The sequence below is a fragment of the Variovorax sp. YR752 genome (genome assembly GCF_943372545.1).
Genome location: NZ_CALRZC010000314.1, coordinates 1 through 7,402 on the forward strand (window position 1 = coordinate 1; position 7,402 = coordinate 7,402).

8 protein-coding genes are annotated in these 7,402 nt (G+C 66.8%); 2 read left to right on the forward strand and 6 right to left on the reverse strand.

The window, feature by feature from the left end; translation table 11 throughout:
- The coding region (locus AAG801_RS38500; RefSeq protein ID WP_341893162.1) for a heme-binding protein at positions 1–289 on the reverse strand (289 nt) is incomplete at its 3' end.
- Positions 290–460: 171 nt separating this feature from the next.
- On the opposite strand from AAG801_RS38500, the gene AAG801_RS38505 reads away from it, so the two are divergent.
- Positions 461–1,162 carry a Bax inhibitor-1/YccA family protein gene (locus tag AAG801_RS38505; protein WP_101492219.1) on the forward strand — a complete coding sequence of 234 codons (702 nt, stop codon included), beginning with the start codon at positions 461–463 and terminating at the stop codon, positions 1,160–1,162.
- A gap of 46 nt (positions 1,163–1,208) precedes the next feature.
- Here AAG801_RS38505 and rlmD read toward each other — a convergent pair whose 3' ends face one another.
- The 5 genes from rlmD to surE form a co-directional block, all read right to left on the reverse strand.
- Complete coding sequence (gene rlmD, locus AAG801_RS38510) at positions 1,209–2,645, reverse strand: 23S rRNA (uracil(1939)-C(5))-methyltransferase RlmD (protein ID WP_341893163.1); 1,437 nt, start codon at positions 2,643–2,645, stop codon at positions 1,209–1,211.
- Positions 2,646–2,712: 67 nt separating this feature from the next.
- A complete protein-coding gene (locus tag AAG801_RS38515; protein WP_341893164.1) occupies positions 2,713–3,786 on the reverse strand; it encodes a sigma-70 family RNA polymerase sigma factor in 1,074 nt (357 codons plus the stop codon).
- Between the two features lie 4 nt (positions 3,787–3,790).
- Positions 3,791–4,699, reverse strand: coding sequence for a peptidoglycan DD-metalloendopeptidase family protein (locus AAG801_RS38520; RefSeq protein ID WP_341893165.1), 909 nt, complete (start codon positions 4,697–4,699; stop codon positions 3,791–3,793).
- A gap of 11 nt (positions 4,700–4,710) precedes the next feature.
- Positions 4,711–5,415, reverse strand: a complete 705-nt coding sequence (locus AAG801_RS38525; protein ID WP_341893166.1) for a protein-L-isoaspartate(D-aspartate) O-methyltransferase — start codon at positions 5,413–5,415, stop codon at positions 4,711–4,713.
- 76 nt (positions 5,416–5,491) lie between these two features.
- Complete coding sequence (gene surE / locus AAG801_RS38530) at positions 5,492–6,250, reverse strand: 5'/3'-nucleotidase SurE (RefSeq protein WP_101492214.1); 759 nt, start codon at positions 6,248–6,250, stop codon at positions 5,492–5,494.
- Positions 6,251–6,378: 128 nt separating this feature from the next.
- Between surE and AAG801_RS38535 the strand changes: the two genes are divergently transcribed.
- Positions 6,379–7,365 carry an NADPH:quinone oxidoreductase family protein gene (locus tag AAG801_RS38535; protein ID WP_153285088.1) on the forward strand — a complete coding sequence of 329 codons (987 nt, stop codon included), beginning with the start codon at positions 6,379–6,381 and terminating at the stop codon, positions 7,363–7,365.
- Positions 7,366–7,402: the final 37 nt, after the last annotated feature.

The window sequence follows — 7,402 nt, forward strand, 5'->3', positions numbered from 1 at the left end:
CGAGCAGGCCTTCCACCAGGGGCGCCGTCAGGAACGCGGTGCGGCCGCCGTTGATGATGTCTTCATAGACCTTGCTGTCGCGACGGCCCATGGCGGCGGTGTGCGCCTTGGCGGGGGCGATGTGCGAGGACAGCGCGGCGGCACCGTCCAGGCGCTGCAGCCAGAGCAGGTTGCCGGCGTCGTCGGAGATGGCGATGGTCACGGCCCAGTTGTTCTTCAGGGCCTCGGCTTCCGCTGCAGCGGCGATGGCCTTGACGTCGGCGAGTTCGAGGAATGATTTGGTCTTCATGAATAAGCTCAGGTTGCGTCGAAACCCGACAGCATAACGGCGGGGCGCCGCAGCGTCCCGCCGGGGCTTAAGAACATCGGGCATACGGTCTTTGCAATACCCCCTCTTGCAGCCCCCTAGAATGCGCCCAACTGCGTGTCATTGCATGCAGCAACCTCAGGAGCTTCGGCCATGAACGACCGTGTGACCACCCTCGACACTTCCACCGGCTACGGCCAGACACTGCCGCAGGCCGAACGCCAGCGCGTGCTGCGCAACACCTACTGGCTGCTGGCGCTGAGCCTGCTGCCCACCGTGCTGGGCGCCTGGGTCGGCGTGAGCACCGGCATCACCCGTTCGCTCACCGGCGGACTCGGCCTGATGGTCTTCCTCGGCGGCGCCTTCGGCTTCATGTTCGCGATCGAGAAGACCAAGAACTCGGCCGCCGGCGTGCCGGTGCTGCTGGGCTTCACCTTCTTCATGGGCCTGATGCTCTCGCGCCTGCTCGCGATGGTGCTCGGCTTCAAGAACGGCCCCGAACTGATCATGACGGCCTTCGGCGGCACCGCCGGCGTGTTCTTCGTGATGGCGTCGCTGGCCACGGTCATCAAGCGCGACCTGTCGGGCATGGGCAAGTTCCTGTTCGTCGGCGCGCTGGTGCTGATGCTCGGCGCGGTCATCAACGTCTTCGTGGGCTCGAGCACCGGCATGCTGGTGATCTCGGTGGCCGCCATCGGCATCTTCTCGGCCTACATGCTCTATGACCTGAAGCAGATCATGGACGGCGGCGAAACCAACTACATCAGCGCCACGCTGGCCCTGTACCTGGACATGTTCAACGTGTTCCAGAGCCTGCTGGCCCTGCTGGGCATCTTCGGCGGCGAGCGCGACTGAGCGGCGTCCCCCGACCCCAAGAAAAAAGGCCCTTACGGGCCTTTTTTCATTCCAGCTCGAAGACCGCAATCGACTCGACGTGCGCCGTGTGCGGGAACATGTTCACCACCCCTGCGAAGGTGCAGCGGTAGCCCGCCTGGTGCACCAGCAGGCCGGCATCGCGCGCCAGCGTCGACGGGTTGCAGCTCACATACACGATGCGCTTCGGCGGCGTCCAGCCACCGGTGCGAAGTTCAGGCTGCAGGTGCAGGTCGGCCATCGCCTTGGCGAGCGCGAAAGCGCCTTCGCGCGGCGGGTCGACCAGCCACTTGTCGGCGCTACCGTCGGCCACCAGCATCTCGGGCGTCATCTCGAACAGGTTGCGCGTCACGAACTGGGTGGCCGACAGCGCGCGTCGCTCAGGCGTTGCAGGCTGATTTCTCTTGAAGTTCTCGGTCGCGCGCGCCACCAGCGTGTCGCTGCCCTCGATGCCCAGCACCTCGCGCGCCTGGCTCGCCAGCGGCAGCGTGAAGTTGCCCAGGCCGCAGAACCAGTCGATCACGCGCTCTTCGGGCTTCACGTCGAGCAGGCGCAGCGCCTTGCCAACCAGCGCGCGGTTGATGTGCGGGTTGACCTGGGTGAAATCGGTGGGCTTAAACGGCATCGTCACGCCGAACGCGGGCAGGCGGTAGGCCAGCGGCATGCCGCCCTCCTCCAGCAGCTTCACGGTGTCGGGGCCCTTGGCCTGCAGCCACCATTGAACGCCCTCGTTCTTGGCCGCAAACGCCTTGAGCCGCCCGATATCGGCATCCGACAACGGCTCCAGGTGCCGCAGCACCAGGGCGATGGTGCCCAGCGCGGTCGAATCCGGCGCGTCGCCGCAGGCCAGCTCGATCTGCGGGCAGGTCTCGCGCGCGTCCATCGAACCGATCAGCGCGCGCAGCGGCATCAACATGGCGCTGACCTGCTTGGGCAGCACCGGGCAGACCTGCATGTCGGCCAGGTAGCGGCTCTTGCGTTCGTGGAAGCCGATCAGCACCGTGCCCTTCTTGACCACATGGCGCACCGACAGGCGCGCCCGGTAGCGGTAATGCCAGGCCGGGCCTTCGAGCGGACGCAGCACGTTCTCGGGCTTGACCTTGCCGAGATGCCAGAGGTTGTCTTCGAGCGCCCGCTGCTTCACCGCGACCTGGGCGGCGGCGTCGAGGTGCTGCATCTTGCAGCCGCCGCACGCGCCCGTGTGGAGGCCAAAGTGCGGACAGCCGGGGCGCACGCGTTGCGAGGATTCGCGGCGGATCTGCGTGACCGTGCCCTGTTCCCAGTTGTTCTTGCGGCGATGGACGTTGAACTGCACTTCCTCGAAGGGCAGTGCGCCTTCGATGAACACGACCATGCCGTCGGACTTGTGTGAAACGCCTTGTGCGTCCAGGTCGAGCGACTCGACCTGGAGCCATTCATCGGCGGGGCTCGCGGGGACTTTCTTTTCTTCGATGGATTCCGTCATCCCCCGATTGTCTCAGCGTGGCCGGGGTGGTCCGGCCGTGACGGGTTACCTTCTTTCTGTCAGGCGGCTAGAACAACGCGTCGCGGCCGACACCGGAGCGTGCCAGCTGCTTGCGCATCTTGGCCAGCGCCTCGTTCTGGATCTGCCGCACGCGCTCGCGCGTCAGGCCCAGCCGCACGCTCAGCACCTCGAGCGTTTCGGGTTCCCGGTCGTGCAGGCCGTAGCGGCCTTCGAGCACCTCGCGCTCCCGGGCGTTGAGGGCCTGCACCCACTGGTCGAGCAGGCCCTCCACCTCGTGCGTGTGCGTCACGCCGGCCGGGTTGCCCTGCTCGTCGTCGGAAGCCACGGTGTCGGCCAGCGTGAAACCTTCTTCGCCGTGCGCGTCGCCTGCATCGAGCGAACGCGGCGCCTCGGCCAGCGCCAGCAGGTCGGTCACCGCCTGCACGTCGCGACCGAGCAGCGCGGCCATGTCCTCGACGCGCACACCGTCGGGTCGGCTCGCCATGAAGTCGGCGTCGCCTTCGAGCGTGCGTCGCGCCCTCAAGACTTGCTGCAGCTCGCGCACGACATGCACCGGCAGCCGGATCGCCCGCGCCTGCGTGATGGCGGCGCGCTCGACCGATTGGCGGATCCACCAGGTCGCGTAGGTGGAGAAGCGAAACCCACGCTCGGGCTCGAACTTGGTGATCGCATGCATCAGCCCGAGGTTGCCTTCCTCGATGAGGTCGGACAGCGGCATGCCGCGCCCCAGGTAGTTCTTGGCGATGTTGACCACGAGCCGCAGGTTGTGCTCGATCATCGATTGCCGCGCCGCGAAGTCGCCGGCGCGCGCGGCGCAGGCGGTGGTGTATTCCTCGGCGGGGGTGAAGAGCTCGGTGCGCCGGACCTGGCGCAAGTAGATGGTCAGGGCATCGGCGCCCTCGCCGCCCATGACCTCGGCCTTAGCGCCGTGAAGCGGGGCCGGTGCTGCAGAAGAGATCGACGGATCTGCGGCGGGGTCGTCGGGAAGGGCGTCTGCGCTCAGCGGCTCATCGCCGCTGTCCTGGTGGCCATTGCGGCCGCCGTTGCCTTGGGGTGAAGGGCTGCCCTGCCCCGCCAGCCCGCGCACGGGCAGTGTGCGGCGAGGGCGGGAGGCAGCCATGGCATCACCGGTTGGGCAGGTAACGCGACGGGTCGACGGGCTTGCCCTGGCGGCGGATCTCGAAATGCAGCTTCACGCGATCGGCGTCGCTGTTGCCCATCTCGGCGATCTTCTGGCCCTTCTGAACCGACTGGTCTTCCTTCACGAGCAGCGTCTGGTTGTGCGCATACGCCGTGAGGTAGGTGTTGTTGTGCTTCAGGATGATCAGGTTGCCGTAGCCGCGCAGGCCGGCACCGGCGTAGACGACACGCCCGTCGGCCGCGGCCAGCACGGGGTCGCCGGCCTTGCCGCTGATGTCGTAGCCCTTGTTCTTGGCTTCGTCGAAACCGGCGATGAGCGAACCGCTGGCGGGCCAGATCCAGCCCAGGTCGTCGTCGCCCGAACTGCTCGGGCCCGAGGGCGAGGCCGTGACGGGCGGCTTGGTGGAGCCGCTCGCGCCGCTGGCCGGCACGGCCGGCGTGACGGACGCCTGCGGGGTCACCGGCTTGGTGGTCGCCTCAGTGGCAGACGGCGCCGTGGTGGACGGCGCCGTGGCAACCGCCGTGCTCGCGCCGCTTGGCGGAATCACGCGCAACACCTGGCCGACTTCGATCAGGTCGGGGTTGTCGAGATTGTTCCAGCGCACGATGTCCTGCCAGCGCTGGCCCGTTTCGCTGCCGATGCGGCGGATGGAGTCGCCGGGGCGCACGGCGTAGTAGCCGGGCTTGCCGTAGTTCTCGATACCGGCCAGCGGTTTGCCGGACGCATCGGTCGTGATGGGGGGACCACCGGGCGTCGTCGCCCCGGGTGCGCGCGTCATCGTGCCCCGGTCTTCGACCGGTGCGGGACCACGCGGTGCGGAGCAGCCCGCGATCACGAGCACAACTGCCAACGTGATGCCTGCGAACAAACTCCGATTGCCAAAACCCTGCATTTGTTATTCCTTCAAGCGATGCCCGATTTTAGGGGGACAAAGTGAACCGCCTCAAGAATGCGCCGCTCGAGTCCCCGGGGGGTCTTGTCGATCACGACAAGGGCTTGTCCGCCAGTGGCGGAATGGGTCGGCGCGACGATGCGCCCGCCGACGGCGAGCTGTGTGATCCAGGCCTCGGGCACGGACTCGCCACCGGCCGCCGCGATGATGCCCGCGTACGGCGCGCCCTTGGCGTAGCCGATCATGCCGTCGCCCAGCATCAGGTGAACGGTGGCCAGCCGGAAGTGCCGCAAGTTGATGCGCGCGCGCTCGTGCAGCCCGCGCAGGCGCTCGATGCTGTAGACCTCGGTGGCCACCTCGTTCAGCACCGCGGCCTGGTAGCCGCAGCCGGTGCCGATCTCGAGCACGCGGCCCAGCCGGTCCTGCGGCTTGCCGGCCAGCGCCGGCGCGCCCAGCAGCAGCTCGATCATGCGGGCCACCACGTTGGGCTTGGAAATGGTCTGCCCCAGCCCGATCGGCAAGCTGGTGTCTTCGTAGGCCTGGTTGACCAGCGCGCTGTCGACAAAACGGTGCCGCTCGACCGCGCCCATGGCACGCAGCACGCGTGCATCGCTGATGCCCTGGGCCGCGAGCCTCTGCACCATGCGCGCCCGTATGGCGTCGGAGGCCATCGAGGGCGTGGACGGCACCATCGGCTTGACCGGCACGGCGGGCATGCGCCCGCGCGTGGCCGCCGAGGCAGTGGGGGTCAGTCGAACCGGAAAACTGGGCCGTGGAGGGGTCGCCATGTCGTCAATTGCCGAGACGTGCAACCGTCTCGCGCCATTGGCCCAGGTTGGCGTGGTCCGTCAGATCGATCTGCAATGGCGTCAGCGCGATGTGGCCGGCCGCGGTTGCGTGGAAGTCGGTGCCCTCCCCGCTGTCCTTGGCGCTGCCTGCACCGGCGATCCAGTACATGGTTTCTCCGCGCGGGCTGTCCTGCGTGATCACCTTCTCGGCGGCGTGACGGCGGCCGAGGCGGCAGACCTTGATCGGCTTGAGCTCGTCGAACGGGCGATTCGGCACGTTCACGTTGAGCAGGAAGGCGGGGCCGCCGATCATCTTTTCGCGCTCGATCTGCTGCACCAGCCGGCGCGCCACCTGGGCCGCCGCATCGACGTGCGCCCAGCCCTTTTCGATCTGCGAGAAGGCAATGGCCGGGATGCCGAACAGGTAGGCCTCCATCGCCGCGCCCACGGTGCCTGAATAAATGGTGTCGTCGCCCATGTTGGCGCCGTTGTTGATGCCCGAGACCACGAGGTCGGGGCGGTAGTCGAGCAGGCCCTTGAGCGCGATGTGCACGCAATCGGCCGGTGTGCCCGTCACGTAGCGAAAACCGTTGTGGGCCTTGTGTACATACAACGGCGCAGCCAGCGTCAGTGCGTTCGACTTGGCGCTGTTGTTGTGCTCGGGTGCCACAACCTCGACGTCGGCGATGTCCTTGAGCGCGTCGTGCAGCGCGACGATGCCCGGCGCCTGAAAGCCATCGTCATTGGAAATAAGTATCTTCATGGTGCTTCTGGGTGCAGCGGATTGTAGGTGCGGGGTGCGTCGCAGCAGGGACAACGCCGCACCACAGCGCCGCCTATCATCGCCCCGAATTCATTGCCCACACGACTCATTCGAAGGAGACCCCGAGCATGCACGCATGGCTTTGCGAAAACCCCACCGGCGTCGACGCGCTGACCTGGAAAGAACTGCCCACCCCCGCGCCGGGCCCGGGCCAGGTGCTGATCGAAATCAAGGCGGCCAGCCTGAATTTCCCCGACCTGCTGATCGTGCAGAACAAGTACCAGATGAAGCCGCCGCTGCCCTTCGTTCCCGGATCGGAATATGCGGGCGTGATTCAGGCGGTGGGCGAAGGCGTGACGCACCTCAAGGTCGGCCAGAACGTGGCGTGCCTCTCGGGCACCGGCGGCTTCGGCACCCACACGCTGGCTCCCGCCGCGCTGTGCATGCCGCTGCCCGAAGGCTTCGGCCACGTGGATGCCGCCGCTTTCATCATGATCTACGCGACCTCGTGGCACGCACTGATGGACCGCGCGCAACTCAAGGCCGGTGAAACCGTGCTGGTGCTCGGCGCGGCCGGTGGCGTGGGAACTGCGGCCATCCAGATCGCCAAAGCAGCGGGCGCCAAGGTGATTGCCGCGGCATCGACCGACGAGAAGTGCGAACTCTGCCGCTCGATTGGCGCCGACGCGACGATCAATTACACGACGCACGCACTGCCCAATGGCTTCCGTGATGCCATCAAAGCCGCAACCGACGGCAAAGGCCCGGATGTGATTTACGACCCCGTGGGTGGCGATTTCGCAGAACCCGCATTCCGTTCGATTGGCTGGCGCGGTCGCTATTTGGTGGTCGGTTTTGCGTCGGGCCCGATCCCGTCCTTGCCATTGAATCTGACGCTGCTCAAAGGCGCATCGCTCGTGGGCGTGTTCTGGGGTGATTTCGCCAAGCGCGAACCCAAGGCCAATGCACAGATGATGGCCGAATTGGCCCAGTGGTATGGCCAAGGAAAAATCAAGCCAGTGATCGACAGCACGATGCCGATGGCCGAATTGAAGGCCGCCTATGCCCACATGGGGTCGCGCGGCGTCAAGGGAAAACTGGTGATGGTGAACTGACCGGGCGAGCGCGCACCCGCATGCGCGCTTCCCAATA